21 protein-coding genes are annotated in these 19,233 nt (G+C 61.3%); 9 read left to right on the top strand and 12 right to left on the bottom strand.

The window, feature by feature from the left end; genetic code table 11:
- Positions 1 to 11 precede the first annotated feature (11 nt).
- The 7 genes from zur to HZ99_RS17765 all read left to right on the top strand — a co-directional run bounded on the left by zur (position 12) and on the right by HZ99_RS17765 (position 5,700).
- Positions 12 to 494, top strand: a complete 483-nt coding sequence (zur, locus tag HZ99_RS17795) for a zinc uptake transcriptional repressor Zur (RefSeq protein ID WP_038444835.1) — start codon at positions 12 to 14, stop codon at positions 492 to 494.
- Entirely contained in the window at positions 494 to 1,279 is a 786-nt protein-coding gene (znuC, locus tag HZ99_RS17790; RefSeq protein ID WP_038444833.1) for a zinc ABC transporter ATP-binding protein ZnuC, read from the top strand. The genes zur and znuC overlap by 1 nt, the downstream gene beginning before the upstream one ends.
- Positions 1,272 to 2,060 carry a zinc ABC transporter permease subunit ZnuB gene (gene znuB, locus HZ99_RS17785; RefSeq protein ID WP_029290341.1) on the top strand — a complete coding sequence of 263 codons (789 nt, stop codon included), beginning with the start codon at positions 1,272 to 1,274 and terminating at the stop codon, positions 2,058 to 2,060. Before znuC ends, znuB begins: the two co-directional genes overlap by 8 nt.
- Before the next feature lie 37 nt (positions 2,061 to 2,097).
- Complete coding sequence (locus tag HZ99_RS17780; protein ID WP_038444830.1) at positions 2,098 to 2,817, top strand: PA5502 family lipoprotein; 720 nt, start codon at positions 2,098 to 2,100, stop codon at positions 2,815 to 2,817.
- A 376-nt stretch (positions 2,818 to 3,193) separates the two neighbouring features.
- Complete coding sequence (locus HZ99_RS17775; RefSeq protein ID WP_038444828.1) at positions 3,194 to 4,201, top strand: methionine ABC transporter ATP-binding protein; 1,008 nt, start codon at positions 3,194 to 3,196, stop codon at positions 4,199 to 4,201.
- Positions 4,201 to 4,875 carry a methionine ABC transporter permease gene (locus tag HZ99_RS17770; protein WP_038444827.1) on the top strand — a complete coding sequence of 225 codons (675 nt, stop codon included), beginning with the start codon at positions 4,201 to 4,203 and terminating at the stop codon, positions 4,873 to 4,875. The genes HZ99_RS17775 and HZ99_RS17770 overlap by 1 nt, the downstream gene beginning before the upstream one ends.
- Before the next feature lie 51 nt (positions 4,876 to 4,926).
- A complete protein-coding gene (locus HZ99_RS17765; protein WP_038444826.1) occupies positions 4,927 to 5,700 on the top strand; it encodes a MetQ/NlpA family ABC transporter substrate-binding protein in 774 nt (257 codons plus the stop codon).
- A 143-nt stretch (positions 5,701 to 5,843) separates the two neighbouring features.
- Here HZ99_RS17765 and HZ99_RS17760 read toward each other — a convergent pair whose 3' ends face one another.
- The 5 genes from HZ99_RS17760 to HZ99_RS17740 are packed head-to-tail and all read right to left on the bottom strand — an operon-like array spanning position 5,844 to position 9,749.
- On the bottom strand, positions 5,844 to 6,479 hold the full coding sequence (locus HZ99_RS17760; RefSeq protein WP_038444825.1) for an SCO family protein: 636 nt from the start codon (positions 6,477 to 6,479) through the stop codon (positions 5,844 to 5,846).
- Positions 6,476 to 7,375 carry a heme o synthase gene (cyoE, locus tag HZ99_RS17755; RefSeq protein ID WP_038444823.1) on the bottom strand — a complete coding sequence of 300 codons (900 nt, stop codon included), beginning with the start codon at positions 7,373 to 7,375 and terminating at the stop codon, positions 6,476 to 6,478. Before cyoE ends, HZ99_RS17760 begins: the two co-directional genes overlap by 4 nt.
- Positions 7,363 to 8,442, bottom strand: coding sequence for a COX15/CtaA family protein (locus HZ99_RS17750; RefSeq protein WP_038444822.1), 1,080 nt, complete (start codon positions 8,440 to 8,442; stop codon positions 7,363 to 7,365). Before HZ99_RS17750 ends, cyoE begins: the two co-directional genes overlap by 13 nt.
- A 10-nt stretch (positions 8,443 to 8,452) precedes the next feature.
- Positions 8,453 to 9,043: a hypothetical protein gene (locus tag HZ99_RS17745; protein ID WP_038448109.1), complete on the bottom strand. Its 591-nt coding sequence runs from the start codon at positions 9,041 to 9,043 to the stop codon at positions 8,453 to 8,455.
- Complete coding sequence (locus HZ99_RS17740; protein ID WP_038444821.1) at positions 9,009 to 9,749, bottom strand: SURF1 family protein; 741 nt, start codon at positions 9,747 to 9,749, stop codon at positions 9,009 to 9,011. Before HZ99_RS17740 ends, HZ99_RS17745 begins: the two co-directional genes overlap by 35 nt.
- An 85-nt stretch (positions 9,750 to 9,834) precedes the next feature.
- Between HZ99_RS17740 and HZ99_RS17735 the strand changes: the two genes are divergently transcribed.
- Positions 9,835 to 10,038, top strand: coding sequence for a twin transmembrane helix small protein (locus HZ99_RS17735; protein WP_038444819.1), 204 nt, complete (start codon positions 9,835 to 9,837; stop codon positions 10,036 to 10,038).
- Positions 10,039 to 10,042: 4 nt separating this feature from the next.
- On the opposite strand, the gene HZ99_RS17730 is transcribed toward HZ99_RS17735, so the two are convergent.
- The 4 genes from HZ99_RS17730 to coxB form a co-directional block, all read right to left on the bottom strand.
- On the bottom strand, positions 10,043 to 10,930 hold the full coding sequence (locus HZ99_RS17730) for a cytochrome c oxidase subunit 3 (protein WP_038444818.1): 888 nt from the start codon (positions 10,928 to 10,930) through the stop codon (positions 10,043 to 10,045).
- 34 nt (positions 10,931 to 10,964) lie between these two features.
- A complete protein-coding gene (locus HZ99_RS17725; protein ID WP_038444816.1) occupies positions 10,965 to 11,516 on the bottom strand; it encodes a cytochrome c oxidase assembly protein in 552 nt (183 codons plus the stop codon).
- 138 nt (positions 11,517 to 11,654) lie between these two features.
- A complete protein-coding gene (gene ctaD, locus HZ99_RS17720) occupies positions 11,655 to 13,244 on the bottom strand; it encodes a cytochrome c oxidase subunit I (RefSeq protein WP_038444815.1) in 1,590 nt (529 codons plus the stop codon).
- Between the two features lie 58 nt (positions 13,245 to 13,302).
- Positions 13,303 to 14,430, bottom strand: a complete 1,128-nt coding sequence (coxB, locus tag HZ99_RS17715; protein ID WP_038444813.1) for a cytochrome c oxidase subunit II — start codon at positions 14,428 to 14,430, stop codon at positions 13,303 to 13,305.
- Positions 14,431 to 14,798: 368 nt separating this feature from the next.
- Between coxB and HZ99_RS17710 the strand changes: the two genes are divergently transcribed.
- On the top strand, positions 14,799 to 15,446 hold the full coding sequence (locus HZ99_RS17710) for a hypothetical protein (protein WP_032862631.1): 648 nt from the start codon (positions 14,799 to 14,801) through the stop codon (positions 15,444 to 15,446).
- A gap of 90 nt (positions 15,447 to 15,536) precedes the next feature.
- On the opposite strand, the gene HZ99_RS17705 is transcribed toward HZ99_RS17710, so the two are convergent.
- From HZ99_RS17705 to HZ99_RS17695, 3 genes are all read right to left on the bottom strand, one after another.
- Positions 15,537 to 17,096, bottom strand: coding sequence for a SulP family inorganic anion transporter (locus tag HZ99_RS17705; protein ID WP_038444812.1), 1,560 nt, complete (start codon positions 17,094 to 17,096; stop codon positions 15,537 to 15,539).
- A gap of 85 nt (positions 17,097 to 17,181) precedes the next feature.
- Positions 17,182 to 17,913: a carbonic anhydrase gene (locus HZ99_RS17700; RefSeq protein WP_038444811.1), complete on the bottom strand. Its 732-nt coding sequence runs from the start codon at positions 17,911 to 17,913 to the stop codon at positions 17,182 to 17,184.
- Between the two features lie 218 nt (positions 17,914 to 18,131).
- The gene (locus HZ99_RS17695; RefSeq protein ID WP_038444809.1) at positions 18,132 to 19,190 is read right to left on the bottom strand and encodes a PA0069 family radical SAM protein; all 1,059 of its coding nucleotides are present in this window, start codon (positions 19,188 to 19,190) and stop codon (positions 18,132 to 18,134) included.
- Between the last annotated feature and the right edge of the window lie 43 nt (positions 19,191 to 19,233).

The following is a 19,233-nucleotide window of genomic DNA, read 5'->3' as shown; positions in this document are numbered from 1 at the left end:
TGTCGCCGCTCATGCCTAAAACACCGCTTGCCAGCCGTCCCCATGACCACTCTCACTGCGTACACAACGCACTGTCAGAGGCCGACGCCCTGTGCGCACGCCAAGGCCTGCGCCTGACGGCCTTGCGCCGGCGGGTGCTGGAACTGGTGTGGCAAAGCCACAAGCCGCTGGGTGCCTACGACATTCTCGGCGTGCTCAGCGAGCAGGACGGCCGCCGCGCCGCGCCGCCAACGGTGTACCGTGCGCTGGACTTCCTGCTGGAAAACGGCCTGGTACACCGCATTGCCTCGTTGAACGCCTTTGTCGGCTGTAATCACCCGGAACATGCACACCAGGGGCAGTTCCTGATCTGCCGCGAATGCCACGCCGCCATCGAGCTTGAACAAAAAAGCATCAGCGACGCGATTATCAAGAGTGCCGGCGATGTCGGCTTCCGGGTCGAAGGGCAGACCGTCGAAGTGGTTGGCGTCTGCTCGGGCTGCCAGGGGGCTTGATGAGCACTGCGCTAATCCGCCTGGAACAGGTCGGCGTCACGTTCGCCGGCCAAAACGTGCTGGACAATATTCACCTGAGCGTCGAACCGGGGCAGATCGTCACCCTGATCGGCCCCAATGGCGCCGGCAAGACCACCCTGGTGCGGGCCGTGCTGGGCCTGCTCAAACCCGACAGCGGCAGCGTCTGGCGCAAGCCCAGGCTGCGCATCGGCTACATGCCACAAAAACTTCATGTCGACCCGACCTTGCCGCTATCGGTGCTGCGCTTCCTGCGCCTGGTGCCCGGCGTGGACCGCTCCCGCGCCCTGGCTGCGCTCAAGGAAGTTGGTGCCGAGCAGGTCATCGACAACCCGGTACAAAGCATCTCCGGTGGCGAAATGCAGCGCGTGCTGCTGGCCCGTGCCCTGCTGCGCGAACCCGAACTATTGGTACTCGATGAACCGGTGCAAGGGGTCGACGTCGCCGGCCAGGCCGAGCTCTACAGCCTGATCACCCGCCTGCGCGACCGCCATGGCTGCGGCGTGCTGATGGTCTCCCACGACCTGCACCTGGTGATGAGCACCACCGACCAGGTGGTGTGCCTCAACCGCCACGTCTGCTGTTCCGGCCACCCGGAACAAGTCAGCGGCGACCCGGCCTTCGTCGAGCTGTTCGGCAAGAACGCCCAGAGCCTGGCGATCTACCACCACCATCACGACCACGCCCATGACCTGCATGGCGCCGTGGTCGCCGATCCGAGCGCCCCTCACACCCACGTCCATGGAGATAGCTGCAAGCATGGCTGATTTTCTGCTCTACGCCCTGCTTGCAGGCTTGGCTTTGGCGCTGGTGGCGGGCCCGCTGGGTTCGTTCGTGGTCTGGCGGCGCATGGCCTACTTTGGCGATACCTTGTCCCACGCGGCCCTGCTCGGTGTGGCCCTGGGCTTTTTGCTGGACGTCAGCCCGACCATCGCGGTGACCGTCGGCTGCCTGCTGCTGGCGGTGCTGCTGGTGACCCTGCAACAGCGCCAGCCCCTGGCGTCGGACACCCTGCTGGGGATCCTCGCGCCGAGCACCCTGTCTCTGGGCCTGGTGGTGCTGAGCTTTATGCATGAAGTGCGCATCGACCTGATGGCCTATCTGTTCGGCGACCTGCTGGCGATCAGCCCCACGGACCTGGCCTGGATTCTCGGCGGTAGCGCTGCCGTCTTGATCCTACTGGTGGCCTTGTGGCGCCCGCTGCTGGCAATCACCGTCCACGAACAGTTGGCCACCGTCGAAGGCCTGCCCGTACCGGCCTTGCGCATGACCCTGATGTTGCTGATCGCCGTGGTGATTGCTGTCGCAATGAAGATTGTCGGCGTATTGTTGATCACGTCGCTGTTGATCATCCCCGCCGCAGCCGCCCAGCGTCACGCACGTTCGCCGGAGCAGATGGCGGTCGGCGCCAGTTTGCTGGGGATGCTTGCCGTGTGTGGTGGCCTGGCACTGTCCTGGTTCAAGGACACTCCGGCCGGGCCGTCGATTGTGGTCACGGCCGCCGCACTGTTTCTGCTGAGTTTTGTCCTGCCCCGTCGAGGGGTGTAGACTTGCTCGCTTTTTGCGCAATTAGAGAGTCGCAGGAATGAAGCCGTTCACCTCCCGTTATCTGCTCCTTGCCGCATTTTCGCTGCTGCTGGGCGCCTGCCAAAGCACCCCGCCCGTCGCCCCCGAGGCGCCGGATGCGCGCGCTGCGGCCATTGCACAGCTGGAGCAAAACCTGGCCAGTAGCGAACTGGCCACCGCCGAAGACCAACTGGCCGCATTGCAGGCCCAGTCGCCCGACGATCCGGCGCTGGAGCCTTATCAGCGCCAACTGGCCGAAGCCTATTTGCAGCGCAGCCAGATCGTCCTGCAAAAAGGTGATGTCAACGCTGCCGCCACCGCCTTGAGCCGCGCCCGGGCCTTGATGCCCAAGGCTCCCGCGCTGACCGGCGGAGTCAACAGCGCCATCGCTCACGCCCGCAAGGCCGAGCTGGACAAAGCCGAAGCCGCCCTCAAAGCTGCCGAAGCCAAGCCACCTGCCAAGGTCATCGACCCCACCGCCGAGAGCACGACCGTTGCGCTGAACCTCACGGATATTCAGCAATTGCGCCATCAACTGGACGCCATCGCCACCGACGTGGTGAATTACCAGTGCGATGTGAGCATCCAGGTGCCACGCACCGAGGATTACCCATGGCTGAACACGCTGCTGAGCAAGCGGGTGAAGCGGATTGATACTGGGTATGACCTGAAGATTCACCGGCAGATCCTGAAACACATCCCGGCGCAGGTTGTGCTGATTCCGCGCAAGGCCGAATGAGGCCAATCGCCGGCCGGTTCCTACAGGGGAATGCATTCCATTGTAGGAGCCGTCTTGCCGACGATGACACCCGATGCTGGGCAATCGCCGCAGCAAACGCCTTCAGCGCCTTGGCAGCCCCGCCAACAATCAACCCCGCATCCGCCTCCAGCTTCAACACCGGCAGCAATGGGTGAAGTCGCCCGGGAAATCGAGTTGCGCAAGTAGTGACTGACGGGGTTTTTTTACCGTTCCTTTTTTATGACCTTTGATCGCGTTATTGCCAAATCGCTGGTTGAATACGAAATAAATGCTAAGAAACGCTATACGGACAGGCTAAAATGCGCGCCCGGCTTACCGCTGATCCCTTTTCAATGCGCCCCACAAGGTTCGCTACGTGATTGAGTTTCATAACGTCCATAAAACCTACCGGGTCGCCGGCAAGGATATTCCCGCACTGCACCCCACCAGCCTGCGCATCGAGAACGGCCAGGTGTTTGGCCTGATCGGCCATTCCGGCGCAGGAAAAAGCACCCTGCTGCGCCTGATCAACCGCCTGGAAGAGCCCTCGGGCGGCCAGATCAAGGTCGACAGCGAAGAAGTCACCGCCCTCGATGCCAACGGCCTGCGCCGTTTCCGACAACAGGTTGGGATGATCTTCCAGCACTTCAACCTGCTGGCCTCCAAGACCGTTGCCGACAACGTGGCGCTGCCACTGACTCTGGCGGGTGAACTGTCGCGCCGCGAGATCGATGCGCGCGTGGCGCAACTGCTGGACCGAGTCGGCCTGTCCGACCATGCCAAGAAATACCCGGCGCAGTTGTCTGGCGGCCAGAAGCAGCGTGTCGGCATCGCCCGCGCCCTGGCCACCAAGCCAAAGATCCTGCTGTGCGACGAAGCCACCAGCGCCCTCGACCCACAGACCACCGCCTCTGTCCTGCAACTGCTGGCCGAGATCAACCGCGAGCTGAACCTGACCATCGTGTTGATCACCCACGAAATGGACGTGATCCGCCGTGTCTGCGACCAGGTCGCGGTGATGGATGCCGGGGTGATTGTCGAGCAAGGCCCGGTCGCCGAGGTGTTCCTGCACCCCAAACATTCGACCACCAAGCGCTTTGTGCAAGAGGCCGATCAAGTCGACGAAAGCGAACAACGCGACGACTTTGCCCATGTGCCCGGGCGCATTGTGCGCCTGACCTTCCAGGGCGAAGCGACCTACGCGCCGCTGCTGGGTACCATCGCCCGCGAAACAGGCGTGGACTACAGCATCCTGGCCGGTCGTATCGACCGCATCAAAGACATTCCCTATGGGCAACTGACCCTCGCCATCACCGGTGGTGACATGGAAGCAGCGTTCGCCCACTTCACTGCCGCAGACGTCCACATGGAGGTGCTGCGCTAATGGAGACCCTGTTGAGTTTCTTCGCCAATATCGACTGGTATGAAATCTGGCTCGCCACCGGCGACACCATGTTCATGCTGTTCGGCTCGTTGCTGTTCACCGTACTGCTCGGCCTGCCGCTGGGCGTACTGCTGTTTTTGTGCAGCCCACGCCAATTGTTCGAGCAAAAGGGCCTGTACGCGCTGCTGTCGCTGATCGTGAATATCCTGCGCTCGCTGCCGTTCATCATTTTGCTGATTGTGATGATCCCGTTCACGGTGCTGATCACCGGTACATCCCTGGGCGTTGCCGGTGCCATTCCGCCGCTGGTGGTAGGCGCCACGCCGTTCTTTGCACGGTTGGTGGAAACCGCCTTGCGCGAGGTTGATCGCGGGATCATCGAGGCGACCCAGTCCATGGGCGCCACGACCCGTCAGATCATCACCAACGCCCTGCTGCCCGAGGCACGCCCTGGCATCTTCGCTGCGATTACGGTGACGGCGATTACGCTGGTGTCCTACACGGCCATGGCCGGTGTAGTCGGCGCGGGCGGCCTGGGCGACCTGGCGATCCGTTTCGGTTATCAGCGCTTCCAGACGGATGTGATGGTTGTCACCGTGGTGATGCTGTTGGTTCTGGTGCAAATTCTGCAAACCGTCGGCGATAAGCTGGTGGTGCATTTTTCTCGAAAATAACGGCTATAGCCGGCGCAAAGTCGGCACATACCCGAACAAGGAGCTTGTTGGATGAAAAAACTACTGGTTGCTTTCGCCGCGGTTGCCGCGTTTTCCGCCCACGCCGCCGAGACCCTGACAGTGGCCGCCACGCCGGTGCCCCACGCGGAAATCCTTGAGTTCGTGAAACCGGCCCTGGCCGCGCAAGGCGTAGACCTGAAGGTCAAGGTGTTCACCGACTACGTGCAGCCGAACGTACAAGTGGCCGAGAAGCGCCTGGACGCCAACTTCTTCCAGCACCAGCCGTACCTTGAGGAGTTCAACAAGGCCAAGGGCACCCACCTGGTCAGCGTTGCCGGCGTGCACCTGGAGCCACTGGGCGCGTACTCCAGCAAGCTGAAGAAACTCGACGAACTGAAAAGCGGCAGCACCGTAGTGATTCCAAACGATGCCACCAACGGCGGTCGTGCACTGCTGCTGCTGGATAAAGCGGGCGTGATCAAACTGAAGGACTCGACCAACATCCTGTCGACCGTCAAAGACATCACCGAGAACCCAAAAAACCTGAAGTTCCGCGAACTGGAAGCCGCCACCATCCCGCGCGTGCTGACCCAGGTCGACCTGGCGCTGATCAACACCAACTACGCCCTGGAAGCCAAGCTGGATCCCTCCAAGGATGCTCTGGTGATCGAAGGCAGCGACTCGCCTTACGTCAACATCCTGGTGACCCGCGAGGACAATAAGAATTCGGACGCGGTACAGAAGCTGGTCAAAGCCCTGCACACGCCAGAAGTGAAGAAATTCATCCAAGAGAAGTACAAAGGCGCGATCCTGCCGGCGTTCTGACCTGAAATACGGCCTCTAAAGCCACGCAACTCAAACTGTAGGAGCTGGCTTGCCAGCGATGGCGATGTATCAGTCACAGCACCGTTGACCGACAGACTGCTATCGCTGGCAAGCCAGCTCCTACACTTGATCTGGGCTGTCGGTCAGTTACGCTGCAACAACCCCGGCAACTGCGCCACCAGCTTCTGGTTGTTCAACGGCGCACGGATAAACCCGCGCTGGGTACCATCCGGGCCAATCAGCGCCAGGTTGCCGCTATGGTCGACGGTATAGTTCGGCTTGCTGGTATCGGCCGGGATGAACGGAATGCTCACGGCATTCGACACCTTCTGCACGTCGCCCACATTCGCCCCGGTCAACCCTGAAAACTGCGGATCGAAGTAGCCCAGGTATTGCTTGAGCTGCGTCGGGGTATCGCGGTGCGGGTCAACGCTGACCAGGATCACCTGCAGCTTATCCACCACATCCTTGGGCAGCTCGCCCTTGATCTGCCGCAGTTGGGCGAGAGTGGTCGGGCAGATGTCCGGGCAGAAGGTGTAGCCAAAGAACAACACGCTCCACTTGCCCTTCAATTCATTGACCAGCACCGGCTGGCCATCCTGGTTGGTCATGGTCACAGGCGGCAACTGGCGGCTTTGCGGCAACAGGATAATGCCCGCGTCGATCAACGCCGTTGGGTCACCCTGACCCTTGCCGGACAGTACTTTGTTGACGGTCAGGCCCATGATCAACGCCACCAGGGCCACCAGGATAAAGACAGTTTTTTGAGTTCGAGTCATAGGTTCAACAATAAGTAGTGGTCTACGAGCAGGGCGATAAATAGCAGGAACAGGTACCAGATAGAGTACTTGAAGGTATTGATCGCCGCGTGCGGCCGACTGCCACGGTACAACACCCAGGCCCATTGCAGAAAGCGCGCGCCCAGAAGCAACGCACAGCCCAGGTACAACAGCCCGCTCATATGGATCACATAGGGCATCAGGCTCACCGCCAGCAGCGCGAAGGTGTAGAGCAGGATATGCACCTTGGTGTAGTGCTCGCCATGGGTGACCGGCAGCATCGGGATATCGGCCTTGGCGTACTCCTCCTTGCGATGGATGGCCAGTGCCCAGAAGTGCGGCGGCGTCCAGGCAAAGATGATCAGCACCAGCAGCAACGGTTCGGCACTCACATGACCGGTGACCGCCACCCAGCCGAGCAGCGGCGGCGCCGCACCGGCAAGGCCGCCGATCACGATGTTCTGCGGCGTCGCTCGCTTGAGAAAACCGGTGTAGATCACCGCATACCCCAGCAATGAAGCCAGCGTGAGCCAGGCCGCCAGAGGGTTGGTAAACGCCAGCAGCAACACTAGACCGGCCACGGCCAGCGCCAGGGCAAAGGTCAGCGCTGCGGCCGGCGAAACCCGACCCTGCGCCAATGGTCGTTTATGGGTGCGCGCCATCAGCGCATCAATCCGTCGATCCACCACATGATTGACCGCCGCCGCGCCACCGGCACACAAGGCAATCCCCAGGTTGCCGAACACCAGCACCGCCCACGGCACCCCGGCGCGAGTGGCGAGAAACATGCCCACCAGCGAGGTGATCAACATCAGCACCACCACCTTGGGCTTGGTCAGTTCCAGGTAGTCACGCCAGATGGCCCGGCTGTGACGCTCGCCAATCAAGGTCGCCATGGCATCTCTCCTTTAAGGGTGATCAGGCCTGAAACCTGTTTGCGCGGGCTGAAGCGCCAGCCGAACGGCACCTGATGACGGACCCGCACCAGGCTGGTACGGGCGTGGTAATTGACCAGCACCAGGGTCAGCAACAGCGCTGCACCGCCGGCGTTATGGGCGACCGCCACCGGCAGCGGCAAATGAAAATACACATTGCTCAGGCCCAGGCCGATCTGCACAGCCAGGGCCACCAGCAGCAGGCCCGCCAGGCGGGTCATGCCCACCGCCTTGAGCTGCCAGGCCAGGCCGAGCAGCGCCACGGTCACCACCAGCGCCCCCAGGCGATGGGTCAGGTGAATCGCCGTGCGCGCATCACTGTCCAGCTGCCCGCCCAGGTAGTTGGGGCCGATATGCTGGGTCAGGTGGAAGCCATTGGCAAAATCCGCCGCCGGCCACCACTCGCCGTGGCAGGTCGGCAAGTCGATACAGGCCACCGCCGCATAGTTGGAACTGACCCAGCCGCCCAGGGCGATTTGCCCGATCACCAGCACCAGCCCGGCCGTGGCCCAATACTGCAGGCGCCGGGGCACGATCAGCGCCGGCAACACCCCGGACAAACGCAAGGTCAGCAAAAACAGCAGGCTCAAGGTCGCAAAACCACCCAGCAAATGCCCGGTGACCACCTGCGGCCACAGTTTGAGGGTCACCGTCCACATGCCAAAGGCCGCCTGGGCGAAGACCACCACCAGTAGAAACAGCGGCAGCTTCAAGGGTTGCCCTGGATGCCGGCGATGGGTCCAGGCGCGGGTGGCCAGCAACGCGATCAGCAGCCCCAGGGTGCCCGCGGCATAACGATGGATCATCTCGTTCCAGCCCTTATCGGCCTCCACCGGCGTGTCGGGGAAGTGCAACTCGGCATGGGCCAGTTGGGCCTCGCTTTTCGGCACGCTGATAAAGCCGTAGCAGCCCGGCCAGTCCGGGCAACCGAGGCCGGCATGGGTCAGGCGGGTGTAGGCGCCCAGTAGCACTACAACCAGCGCCAGCAAGGTGGCAAACAGCGCGAGGCGAAATCCAGGCTTGGCCATGACGATGCCCTTATCCGATATTCGACAGTTTCAGCAGGTGGCGCAGGTCATTGAGCAGGTCCTTACCCTTGACCCGCGCGTCGTAGCGCAGCACCAGATTGCCGTGGGGGTCGACGATCCACAGTTGCGCATCCCCCGGCGCGACGGCGTTTTGCCTGAAGGTCGGCAGGTCCAGGGGCAAGCGCTGCAATTGCGGATATTCGGCCTTAAGCTTGGCCTCGTACTCGGCGCTGACCGGCTGCGCGCTGGCCAGGGCATGGCTGGCGCGGGACGCATCGCGCCCCAGGCCGATCTGCAGTTGGCGCGCGAGGTAGACCAATTGCTGGCAATCGGCAGCGCAGGCTGCGGGAGCCGTCACCAACAGTTGCCAGCGATCTTCGTCGGCCTGCACGCCGATATCGGCGCGGGTCTGGCCATTGCCGATCATCTCGCCATGGTCGCTGCGATCGTCCGGCACCCAGAACTGCAGCTTGTACATCAGGGTCGCCAGCACCATCGGGCCGATCACCATCAGCAGGATCAGGATCAGTTGCCAGCGCCCCTTGCGCCGGTTGGGCGCCGCCGCGTCAGACATGTTGAGTGGATTCATGGCCGCTCCCATGGTGCTTCTCCCTTGCGTTGTGCCAGCCGAGGTAGAGGTAAAGGCCCAGCAGCGCCAGCGCCATGGCGAACCACTGCACGGCATACCCCAAGTGTTTTTCCGGGCCCATGGCGACCACCGGCCACTGGGTCTCATAGGTTGCCGGGCCCGCTTCGGCCCGCAGCTCGAAGGCAAACCCGCGGCGCTCCAGTTCGGCCCACAGCGCCTGCGGGTGCAACGCCGTCAATAAACGCGGCCATTGCGCGGCTGCCGGGTCGGCATGCAGTTGGAACGTCTCGCCCGGCGCGACATACACCCAGGCGTTGATATTCAAAAGCTGATCAGGCGTCGTGAAGGCCGGCGGCGTGCGCCGATCCGGCCACGCCAGCCAGCCGCGATTGAGCAACAGCCATTGGCCGCTGGCCTGGTCATGAAAGGGTTGCAGCAACTCGACACCGGCCTTGCCGTCGCGCATGCGGTTATCCAGCAGCACGCTGTGTGTGGCGTCGAACTGCCCGCGCAACTGCACCCGGCGAAAGGCTGGGTCAGCCATCGCGCCCAGTTGCTCAACGCTGATAGGCGCCGCCGCCCGGCGCTCGGCGTAATTCTGGAGCAGCGCCTGTTTTTCCTGGCCGCGGGACAATTGCCAAAAACCCAGGAGCACCATCAGCGGTAGCAGCACCAGCACCACCAGGGTCGGTGCAATCCCGGGGCGAAAGCGCTTCATGGCGTTACCGCGAAGGTCGATGCTGCGCTGGCTATACTGAATCTCATTGCCCGCCCCTCAAAAAAAAGAGCCCTGGAGCCTGACCATGCTCAAAGCCACCATTGCCCTGATGCTGATCGCTACCGTTGTGAGCCTGTTCAGTGGCTTGTTCTTTCTGGTCAAGGACGAGGGCCACTCCAACCGCCTCGTCACCGCCTTGACCGTGCGCGTGGTGCTGGCCGTGATCACCCTGGCGCTGATCACCTGGGGGTTCTTCAGCGGCCAACTGGTATCCCACGCCCCCTGGTAAGTCGCTACAGCACGTAGACGAAGAAAAACAAACCGATCCACACCACATCCACAAAGTGCCAATACCAACTGGCCGCTTCGAAACCGAACTGATGCTCGGCATTGAAATGCCCCTTGAGGATGCGCATCAGCATCACGAACAAAATGATCGTGCCGATAGTCACGTGGGCGCCGTGAAAGCCAGTCAGCATGAAGAAGGTCGCGCCATACACCCCAGACCCCAGCGTCAGGCCCAGCTCTTTGTAGGCGTGGATGTATTCCTCGGCCTGGAACCCCAGGAACGCCAGCCCCAGCAACACGGTGATCGCCAGCCAGATTTTCAGCGCGCCGCGATGGCCCTTGCGCAAGGCGTGGTGGGCGATGGTGATGGTCACACTGGAACTCACCAGCAAGAGGGTGTTGACCAACGGCAAGCCCCACGGGCTGATGGTGCCTTCCGGCGCAGGGAACAGCTTGGGGTCCGGGTTGTTGAGCAGCGGCCAGGCGAACTCGAAATTGGGCCACAGCATATGGGCAATGCCCTTGGAGCCTTCACCGGCCAGCCACGGCGCCGACATATGCCGCACATAAAACAGCGCACCAAAGAACGCGATAAAAAACATCACCTCGGAAAAGATGAACCACGTCATGCCCCAGCGGAACGAGCGGTCCATCTGTGCGCTGTACAACCCGGCGCGACTTTCCTTGATCACCGCGCCAAACCAGCCAAACATCATGTAGGCCAGCAACAGGCTGCCGACGAAAAAGATCAGCGGGCCGTGGGATTCCGGGCGTGCCGCCTTGAGATCGTTGAACCACACACCCAGGCCATACACGGTGATCAACAGCCCAAACGTGGCAATTATTGGCCATTTGCTTTGCGCCGGTACGTAGTACGTATCATGAATCGACATGTATCCGTTCTCCTAATCGAGCCCGCAGGCACGCCTAGCCGCCGGTATGGACAGCCACGGGCGGTTGGCGCGCAGTGATATCGAACAGCGTGTACGCCAGGGTCAAATGCTTCACATCCTTGGGCATGTCGCGATCGACAATGAAGCGCACTGGCATCTCAATGCGTTCCCCCGGTTGCAGCACTTGCTGGGTGAAGCAAAAACACTCGGTCTTGTGGAAATACATCGCCGCTTCGGCCGGGGAAATGCTCGGGATAGCCTGGGCGGTCATCGGCTTGTCGCTGGGGTTGAAGGCGACGAACACCATCTCGTTGACCGCCCCGGGGTTGACCACAATTTCGTCGGCCTTGGAGTGGAATTCCCAGACCATATCGATGGCATTGGTCGACAGAAACTGCACCCTTACCTGGCGCGACGGATCCACCACCTGCGAGCCTTCGTACTGCCCGGCGGTCTTGCCGTTGATGCCGAAGGCCTTGCACATCACGTCGTAGATCGGCACCAGGGCAAAGCCGAAGGCAAACATCGCCAGGACCAGGATCAACAGGCGCGTGACCAGGCGCTTGAGGGGTACGGAATCAGCCATCACCCACCCCCGTCTCGCGATTTCCTGTAGGCGCTGGCTTGTCAGCGATGAGGCCCTCAGGTTCGCGGCAGATTTTGAGGCCGCCATCGCGGGCAAGCCCGCTCCCACAAGGAGGCAGCGGTGCTTTTAGAACCGGGCTCATTTGACCTCCGGCGGCGTGGTGAAGGTGTGGTAGGGCGCAGGTGAAGGAATGCTCCACTCCAGCCCTTCGGCGCCATCCCACGGCTTGGCCGGCGCCGGCTTACCGCCACGGATGCACTTGATCACGATAAACAGGAAGAAAATCTGCGTGGCGCCGAACATAAAGGCGCCAATCGACGACACCATGTTGAAGTCGGCGAACTGCAGGTTGTAGTCCGGCACCCGCCGTGGCATACCGGCCAGCCCCACGAAGTGCATGGGAAAGAACGCCATGTTCATCCCCACGAACGAGAGCCAGAAGTGCAGCTTGCCCAGGGTTTCGTCGTACATATGGCCGGTCCACTTCGGCAGCCAGTAGTAGGCCGAGGCGAAGATCCCGAAAATCGCACCAGGCACCAGTACGTAATGGAAATGCGCCACCACAAAATAAGTGTCGTGGTACTGGAAGTCCGCCGGGGCGATGGCCAGCATCAGCCCGGAAAAGCCACCGATGGTGAACAGGATCACAAAAGCCACGGCAAACAGCATGGGCGTCTCGAACGTCAGTGAACCTTGCCACATGGTGCTGACCCAGTTGAACACCTTGACCCCTGTGGGCACGGCGATCAGCAGGGTGGCGTACATGAAGAACAACTCGCCCACCAACGGAATACCGACCACGAACATGTGGTGCGCCCACACGATAAACGACAGGAACGCGATACTCGCCGTGGCGTAGACCATGGAGGTGTAGCCAAACAGCGGCTTGCGCGAAAAGGTCGGGATGATCGAGCTGACGGCACCAAACGCCGGCAGGATCATGATGTACACCTCAGGATGGCCGAAGAACCAGAACACATGCTGGAACAACACCGGATCACCGCCGCCAGCAGCGCTGAAGAAGCTGGTGCCGAAGTGAATATCCATCAGCATCATGGTCACGCAACCGGCCAGCACCGGCATCACCGCGATCAACAGGAAAGCCGTGATCAGCCAGGTCCAGACGAACAGCGGCATCTTCATCAGGGTCATGCCCGGTGCGCGCAGGTTGAGGATGGTGGCGACCACGTTGATCGCCCCCATGATCGAGCTGATACCCATCAAGTGGATGGCGAAGATAAAGAACGTCACGCTTTCCGGCGCATAGGTCGTGGAGAGCGGGGCGTAGAAGGTCCAGCCGAAATTCGGCCCGCCGCCCGGGGTGAACAAGGTCGAAACCAGCAGCAGGAACGCCGCTGGCAGCAACCAGAAGCTGAAGTTGTTCATGCGAGGCAGGGCCATGTCCGGCGCGCCGATCATCAGCGGGATCATCCAGTTGGCCAGCCCGACAAACGCCGGCATCACCGCGCCAAACACCATGATCAGGCCATGCATGGTGGTCATCTGGTTGAAGAACGCAGGCTCGACGATCTGCAGGCCTGGCTGGAATAGTTCGGCACGGATCACCATGGCGAACGAACCACCCAACAAGAACATGGCGAAGCTGAACCACAGGTACATGGTCCCGATATCTTTGTGGTTGGTGGTCAGCACCCAGCGCATCAGCCCCTTGGCGGGACCGTGGGCGTGGTCAGCGGCATGACCGTGGTCATCGATCACAGTGCTCATGGCCGTTCTCCTGCAAGCGGATGGGCGGGGCGGTTCAGGGCATACGCAATGAAGAGGTTCATTTGCTTTCCGCCTGTTTGATGGCCAGCACGTCTTTAGGCGTGACCATGTCGCCTTTGTTGTTGCCCCAGGCGTTGCGCTCGTAGGTTACGACCGCCGCAATATCGACTTCAGACAGTTGCTTGCCGAAGGCCGCCATCGCTGTACCGGGCTTGCCGTGGTAGACGATGCTCAGGTGGTCTGCCGCAGGCCCGGTGGCGATTTTCGAGCCCTTGAGCGCCGGGAACATCGGCGGCAGGCCCTGACCTTCGGCCTGGTGACAGGCCACGCAGGTGGTGTGGTAGACCTTGTCACCACGGGCCACCAGCTCTTCGAGCGTCCACTCCTTGGACGTCAGCTCTTTGAGCTTGGCCGCCTCCTCCTTGCGCTCGCCCAGCCAGGTTTCGTAGTCGGCCTTGGACTTGACCTCGACCACAATGGGCATGAAACCGTGGTCCTTGCCGCACAATTCTGCGCACTGCCCACGGTAGATGCCGGGCTTCTCGACCCGGGTCCAGGCCTCATTGACGAAGCCGGGGATGGCATCACGCTTGACCGCAAACGCCGGCACCCACCAGGAGTGAATCACGTCGGCGGCGGTCACCAGAAAGCGCACCTTGGCGCCCACCGGCAGCACCAGCGGCTGATCGACTTCCAGCAGGTAGTGTTCGCTCTTGGTGACCTGGTTGTGGATCTGTTCGGCGGGAGTGGCCAGGTTGCTGAAGAACTCGACGTCCTGGCCCAGGTACTTGTAGTGCCACTTCCACTGATAGCCGGTGACCTGGATATCGATATCCGACTCACTGCTGTCGTAGATGTTGATCAGGGTCTTGGTCGCCGGGATGGCCATGGCGACGAGGATCAGCAAGGGCACTACGGTCCAGAGAATCTCGACCGTCGTACTTTCATGGAACTTGGCCGCCACCTGGCCTGTGGAGCGCCGATGCACAATCATCGACCAGAACATGGCGCCAAACACGATGATGCCGATCACCACACAGATCCAGAAGATGGTCATGTGCAGGTCGAACACGGCGTGACTGACTTCAGTGGCCCCTGGTGCCATATTCACCGTCCAGGCGGCTTGCGCCTGGCTGAATACTGACCACAAGAGTAAGCCCATCCAAACATGTGGATGTCGCGTCATTGCGGGTTCCCCTTATCGTTCTTGTTATCCCGCCGGTTTGCACCTGCGGCCAAGGGGGCGGCTTCCAAACTGCTTACATCCGCCAAGCCTTGCCTGCCTAATGCAGTTGGGCGTCATCAGCTAATTGCGTACAAACCCGAGTATAGACAGCGACTGCGACCCCGCAATGTGTGGGGACAAATCAGTAAAAAGAGACGAATGGCGCTGGCCGGCCGGCATATTCAAGGCCTATCCGACGAACGATGGCATTTCGATATAACAGCGGCGCATAACCATGAAATAATTATGACAAATGCGTCTTAGGGGCTCGTATAAACGAGCTACCTTATGCAATCCCCTTTCCTACGCCCGTATTCTCTGGAGCTTTCATGAACACCGCCGCATTGCGCGAGCAGATTTCCCGTGCCCATCAACACGAAGCATCCACCGGCCAATTGGCTAAACAGCTGGACGCACAGTTACCGCACCTGCATTCGGCCATTTCCCTGGCCGAGGGTGATCGTAATGCCGTGATGACTCGTTTCGTCACGGCCTACATCGATCAGGTCCCGGACCTGCTGGACGCTGCCAACGACGTGGCCCGGGAAGCCGGGATTGAAAGCCAGATCAAGCCGGTGCTGAAAATCGCCGAGCATTTCTTTCTCCAGCCACCCGCCATCCTGGCCGCCCATGAAGGCCTCAACGGCCTGCTGGACGAGGCCTACCTGGCTCACCGACTGGTGGAAGAAGTCAACGATCTGTATATCAAACATTTCGGCCAACCCTTGATTCCGGCGGACACCACCGTTGCCAACGTGATTGCCCACCAACTGATCGGCGAAGATTTCGCCAATCAGTTAGACGAAGCCGTACACCTGGCGGTGGATGAAATGCTCAATGAAGAGAGCTTCGCCCTGGAGTCCGTCGAGGCCTACCGCGAGCAGCTCAAGAGCCCTGCAACGGAAGCCGCGTGGAAGCGCTGGCCGTGCCTGTCGCGCCAGTTGGGTGTGGAGTTGGAGCTGGATCAGCCGGCCTGAGTTTTCCAGCCTGACACAGCACAAATGTGGGAAGGGACCGGTGTGGGAGCGGGCTTGCCCACTCCCACACAAGCCCGCTCCCACATTTTTTTAACCGGTTTCGTCAGCCAACCGAGGGGCGGAACCCATCCGGGTCGTGGTACGTACCCGCCCTTCCAGCCGGCGTTTCAACCCCCGCGCCTCAATCACCAGCTTGGAGCCCTTGGCCGCATTGGCCCGCCCCCATTCCTCCAGCAATTCCAGGCACGAGTGATCCACGTAGCTCAGGTTATTGAGCGGCACGTGCACCGTGGTCCCCGCCGGCACGGTCGCCAGCACCTGGGTCAGTGCGGGCACCTTGAGAAAGGTCGCCGCGCCAATCAGCCGCAACTCCATCTCACCGTCCTGGGGCAGGTCGATCAGGCTGACTTTCAAACGTGAAGCCTTCCACGCCAGTTTCGCCAGCGTCAGGCCAAAGCCCACCAACACGCCCGTCAGCAAGTCGGTGAGGATGATCGCCAGGGCCGTGGCGGCGTAGGTGAACATCGGCATCCGGCCATAGCGGGCCAAGCCTCGGAAGGCCTTGAGGTCTACCAACTTGATCCCGGTGTACACCAGCACACCCGCCAGGCTCGCCACCGGAATGCTTTGCAGCACGCTCGACAGCAGCAACACGAAGGCCAGCAGCCAAAGGCCGTGGAACATCGCCGACAAACGTGTGGTCGCACCCGCCTGGACGTTGGCCGAGCTGCGCACGATCACCCCGGTCATGGGCAACGCACCCACCAGGCCACACAGCATGTTGCCTACGCCTTGAGCGGACAACTCCTTGTCGAAGTCCGAGCGCTGGCCGTTGTGCATACGGTCCACAGCCGCCGCCGAGAGCAACGTTTCGGCACTGGCAATAAAGGCTACCGCGAAGGCTGCAATCAACAGGTTGGGATCGGCCAGGTTCAACAGGTCGCTGGGGCGTAGCCAATCAATGGCATCGGCCAGGTTTTCCGGCACCTCCACGCGCTTGACCTGCAGGGCCAGCGCCAGGCTGGTCACGGTCGCCAAGCCCACGCCGAGCAATGCGCCCGGCACAAAACGCAGCTTTTGCGGACGAAACCGGTCCCACAGCCACATCACCAGCATCGTCGACAGGCCCAGCAGCCCGGCTTGCCAACCGAGCCCACCCCCCAGACCGGGAATGGCCTGGGCCACTGCGCCAGGGAAGCCGGCAAGGTTATCCAACCCAGAGGGTTTGGGCGCCCCATCGAGCATCACATGCACTTGCGACAGGACAATCAACACCCCGATCCCCGCCAGCATGCCGTAGACCACCGCTGGCGCCGTCACCCGGAACCAGCAACCCAGGCGCATGCGCCCGGCCACCAGTTGCAGAAAGCCCGCCAACAGCAGGATCGGCCCGAGCATCAGCATGCCGTGCTGGCGCACCAACTCGAACACCAACACCGCCAGGCCGGCCGCCGGGCCACTGACTTGCAGGGGCGAGCCGGCCAGCCAGCCCACCACCAGGCCACCGATGATCCCGGTGATCAGCCCCTTGGCCGGTGGCATACCGGAGGCAATGGCAATGCCCATGCACAGGGGCAGGGCCACCAGAAACACCACCACCGAAGCCAACAGCTCCCGTGGCAGCACTGTTTTTAATTGAGCTGCACGCATGATGACTCTCCCGAGGCATTCGCCGGGCGTGGCAAGGCCTGGCTGCATCCATGGCAGCCATCGCATTACCCGGCAGGGGATTGTTTTAGAAGCGCGCTTTGGGCGTCGCCGAAGGGATCGGGCCGGAACCGTTCAACGGCAGGAACGTGGCCTGGTCTGCATCGTAGGCTTTGATCTCGCTGGTCTCGATGTTGTAGATCCAGCCATGGATAAACAAATGACCGTTGGCCATGCGCGAAGCCACAGAAGGGTGGGTGCGCAAGTGTTGCAACTGGGCGATGACGTTTTCTTCGGTCAGCACCTGCATGCTTTCGCCTTCATTGGCGCAGTCACAGTTGTCCTGGACCATGGTCTTGGCAACCTCGGCGTGGCGCAGCCAGGCTTTGACCGTGGGCATTTTTTCCAGGCTCTGGGGGTTGAGCACGGCCCGCATCGCGCCACAATCGGAGTGGCCGCAGACGATGATGTGTTGCACGCCCAGGGCCAGCACCGCGTACTCGATGGCCGTGGACACGCCGCCGTTCATCTGCCCATAAGGCGGCACGACGTTACCCACGTTACGGGTGACGAACAGGTCGCCAGGGGAGCTTTGGGTGATCAGTTCGGGAACAATGCGGGAGTCAGCACAGGTAATAAACATCGCCCGTGGGCTCTGGGCCGTGGCGAGTTTCTTGAAGAGTTCTTCCTGCTGGGGAAAGACCTCGTTATGGAAATGCAAAAAGCCATCAACGATGTGCTGCAGCGCTGCATCGGCGGACTCCGCCTCGTGAGAGGCTGAAGCCGACGCAGCCAACGGCTGTTTATCCTTGTCACTCATGATTCATCCTCGTGATTGGAGCAGGAGAGCTTTGCCGTTCAGGTCGACAGACAGTCGCTGGAAAACCACCCAGCCAGTGCCGCCAACCAACTAGTCACTCGATGAACAAGGTACCTGCCGAAACTTAACTCAAACTGAATGAACCGCTCTATTTCGCGGGTTTCAGTGATATCAAAACGCGACCACCCTGATCGGAAAGCCTGCGTATTTGTGTCAGTCTACAACAAAGCCAGCTGCCTGCCCGGAGGACAGAATGCACTGCAATCCAGATTAAACGCTTCCCTGTGATTGAGCCCCAATCGTTTGATCGCCTTGGCAAACCGTTGTGCCAGCAGATCGGCAAACGGTCCTTCGCCACGCATGCGCACACCGAAGCGGCTGTCATACACTTCGCCACCGCGCACCTGGCGCACCAGGCTCATTACATGAGCCGCCCGTTGCGGGTAATGGGCCGCCAGCCACTCCTCGAACAGCGGCGCCACTTCAAGGGGCAGGCGCAGCATCATGTAGGCCGCGCTCTGCGCACCTGCAGCATGGGCTTCGGCCAGCAGGCCTTCCAGTTCGCAGTCATTGATCATGGGAATCATCGGTGAACACAGCACGCCCACCGGGATGCCTGCCTCACGCATTACCCGAATCGCCCGCAGTCGCGCCCTGGGCGCAGCGGTGCGCGGCTCCAGAATGCGCTTGAGCTCATCGTCCAGGCTGGTGAGGCTGATCATCACCGCCACCAGCCGCTGCCGAGACAGTTCCGTGAGCAGGTCAAGATCACGCAGGATCAACGAGCCCTTGGTCACGATGGTCACCGGATGGCGATAGCGCAGCAGCACTTGCAGGGTTTGTCGGGTGATCTCGTATTCGCGCTCGATGGGCTGGTACGGGTCCGTGTTTGAGCCCAGGTTGATCGGCGCGCACACATAGCCGGGCTTGGACAATTGTTGCTCCAGCACCTCGGCGGCGTTGGTCTTGGCGATCAGTTTGGTCTCGAAGTCCAGGCCCGGGGACATGTCCCAGTAAGCATGGCTGGGCCGCGCATAACAATAGATGCAACCGTGCTCACAGCCCCGGTAAGGGTTGATGGTGCGGTCGAACGGCAGGTCCGGCGAAGTGTTGCGGGTGATGATGGTCTTCGCCGTCTCGATGCGTACTTCGGTGCCTTGGGTCGGCGGCACTTCCTGATACCAGCCGTCGTCCTCGGCCACACTCACTGTGGGCGCAAAGCGGTTGTGCAGGTTGGTAGCGGTGCCTCGCCCGCGCGGCGGCAGAGGAGTGGACATGAAAGCGCCTCGATACTGGTTTTATATACAGTATAGAGGCGCA

Origin of the sequence: Pseudomonas fluorescens (genome assembly GCF_000730425.1) — a bacterium.
GTDB classification, from domain to species: Bacteria; Pseudomonadota; Gammaproteobacteria; order Pseudomonadales; family Pseudomonadaceae; genus Aquipseudomonas; species Aquipseudomonas fluorescens_X.
This window is presented reverse-complemented; position numbering and strand designations above follow the sequence as displayed.

Bases quoted from the DNA above. Each gene is read 5' to 3' on its own strand.
- HZ99_RS17710 (WP_032862631.1), top strand. From the start codon at position 14,799: ATGAACACCGCCGCATTGCGCGAGCAGATTTCCCGTGCCCATCAACAC.
- znuB (WP_029290341.1), top strand. From the start codon at position 1,272: ATGGCTGATTTTCTGCTCTACGCCCTGCTTGCAGGCTTGGCTTTGGCG.
- ctaD (WP_038444815.1), bottom strand. From the start codon at position 13,244: ATGAGCACTGTGATCGATGACCACGGTCATGCCGCTGACCACGCCCAC.
- HZ99_RS17760 (WP_038444825.1), bottom strand. From the start codon at position 6,479: ATGACTCGAACTCAAAAAACTGTCTTTATCCTGGTGGCCCTGGTGGCG.
- zur (WP_038444835.1), top strand. From the start codon at position 12: ATGCCTAAAACACCGCTTGCCAGCCGTCCCCATGACCACTCTCACTGC.
- HZ99_RS17770 (WP_038444827.1), top strand. From the start codon at position 4,201: ATGGAGACCCTGTTGAGTTTCTTCGCCAATATCGACTGGTATGAAATC.
- HZ99_RS17765 (WP_038444826.1), top strand. From the start codon at position 4,927: ATGAAAAAACTACTGGTTGCTTTCGCCGCGGTTGCCGCGTTTTCCGCC.
- znuC (WP_038444833.1), top strand. From the start codon at position 494: ATGAGCACTGCGCTAATCCGCCTGGAACAGGTCGGCGTCACGTTCGCC.
- HZ99_RS17745 (WP_038448109.1), bottom strand. From the start codon at position 9,043: ATGGGAGCGGCCATGAATCCACTCAACATGTCTGACGCGGCGGCGCCC.
- HZ99_RS17695 (WP_038444809.1), bottom strand. From the start codon at position 19,190: ATGTCCACTCCTCTGCCGCCGCGCGGGCGAGGCACCGCTACCAACCTG.
- HZ99_RS17705 (WP_038444812.1), bottom strand. From the start codon at position 17,096: ATGCGTGCAGCTCAATTAAAAACAGTGCTGCCACGGGAGCTGTTGGCT.
- HZ99_RS17730 (WP_038444818.1), bottom strand. From the start codon at position 10,930: ATGTCGATTCATGATACGTACTACGTACCGGCGCAAAGCAAATGGCCA.
- HZ99_RS17725 (WP_038444816.1), bottom strand. From the start codon at position 11,516: ATGGCTGATTCCGTACCCCTCAAGCGCCTGGTCACGCGCCTGTTGATC.
- HZ99_RS17740 (WP_038444821.1), bottom strand. From the start codon at position 9,749: ATGAAGCGCTTTCGCCCCGGGATTGCACCGACCCTGGTGGTGCTGGTG.
- cyoE (WP_038444823.1), bottom strand. From the start codon at position 7,375: ATGGCGACCTTGATTGGCGAGCGTCACAGCCGGGCCATCTGGCGTGAC.
- HZ99_RS17780 (WP_038444830.1), top strand. From the start codon at position 2,098: ATGAAGCCGTTCACCTCCCGTTATCTGCTCCTTGCCGCATTTTCGCTG.
- HZ99_RS17735 (WP_038444819.1), top strand. From the start codon at position 9,835: ATGCTCAAAGCCACCATTGCCCTGATGCTGATCGCTACCGTTGTGAGC.
- coxB (WP_038444813.1), bottom strand. From the start codon at position 14,430: ATGACGCGACATCCACATGTTTGGATGGGCTTACTCTTGTGGTCAGTA.
- HZ99_RS17750 (WP_038444822.1), bottom strand. From the start codon at position 8,442: ATGGCCAAGCCTGGATTTCGCCTCGCGCTGTTTGCCACCTTGCTGGCG.
- HZ99_RS17700 (WP_038444811.1), bottom strand. From the start codon at position 17,913: ATGAGTGACAAGGATAAACAGCCGTTGGCTGCGTCGGCTTCAGCCTCT.